The following is a 1,320-nucleotide window of genomic DNA, read 5'->3' as shown; positions in this document are numbered from 1 at the left end:
ACCAAGGCGACGATCTCTAGCTGGTCTGAGAGGATGACCAGCCACACTGGAACTGAGACACGGTCCAGACTCCTACGGGAGGCAGCAGTGGGGAATATTGCACAATGGGGGGAACCCTGATGCAGCCATGCCGCGTGTATGAAGAAGGCCTTCGGGTTGTAAAGTACTTTCGGTAGTGAGGAAGGTAGTGTATCTAATAGGTGCACTAATTGACGTTAATTACAGAAGAAGCACCGGCTAACTCCGTGCCAGCAGCCGCGGTAATACGGAGGGTGCGAGCGTTAATCGGAATGACTGGGCGTAAAGGGCATGTAGGCGGATAATTAAGTTAGGTGTGAAAGCCCTGGGCTCAACCTAGGAATTGCACTTAAAACTGGTTATCTGGAGTATTGTAGAGGAAGGTAGAATTCCACGTGTAGCGGTGAAATGCGTAGAGATGTGGAGGAATACCGGTGGCGAAGGCGGCCTTCTGGACAGATACTGACGCTGAGATGCGAAAGCGTGGGGAGCAAACAGGATTAGATACCCTGGTAGTCCACGCTGTAAACGATGTCGATTTGGAGTTTGTTGCCTAGAGTGATGGGCTCCGAAGCTAACGCGATAAATCGACCGCCTGGGGAGTACGGCCGCAAGGTTAAAACTCAAATGAATTGACGGGGGCCCGCACAAGCGGTGGAGCATGTGGTTTAATTCGATGCAACGCGAAGAACCTTACCTGGTCTTGACATCCACAGAATCTTGCAGAGATGCGAGAGTGCCTTCGGGAACTGTGAGACAGGTGCTGCATGGCTGTCGTCAGCTCGTGTTGTGAAATGTTGGGTTAAGTCCCGCAACGAGCGCAACCCTTATCCTTTGTTGCCAGCGATTCGGTCGGGAACTCAAAGGAGACTGCCGTTGATAAAGCGGAGGAAGGTGGGGACGACGTCAAGTCATCATGGCCCTTACGACCAGGGCTACACACGTGCTACAATGGCGTATACAAAGGGAGGCGACCTCGCGAGAGCAAGCGGACCTCAGAAAGTACGTCTAAGTCCGGATTGGAGTCTGCAACTCGACTCCATGAAGTCGGAATCGCTAGTAATCGTGAATCAGAATGTCACGGTGAATACGTTCCCGGGCCTTGTACACACCGCCCGTCACACCATGGGAGTGGGTTGCACCAGAAGTAGATAGCTTAACCTTCGGGAGGGCGTTTACCACGGTGTGGTCCATGACTGGGGTGAAGTCGTAACAAGGTAACCGTAGGGGAACCTGCGGTTGGATCACCTCCTTACGAAGCGCTCGTAAGTGTTCACACAGATTGTTTGTTTAGAAAGAGTC

1 rRNA gene is annotated in these 1,320 nt (G+C 52.4%); it reads left to right on the top strand.

Features of this window, described 5'->3' with window-relative positions:
* Positions 1-1,273: ribosomal RNA gene (locus J3U59_RS11925) — 16S ribosomal RNA — on the top strand; the annotation flags it as partial.
* Positions 1,274-1,320 lie beyond the last annotated feature (47 nt).

Origin of the sequence: Gilliamella sp. B3783 (assembly GCF_026536125.1) — a bacterium.
Taxonomy (GTDB): Bacteria; Pseudomonadota; Gammaproteobacteria; order Enterobacterales; family Orbaceae; genus Gilliamella.
Note: the sequence above shows the minus strand (reverse complement) of the source record. Positions and strands in the feature narration are given on the sequence as shown.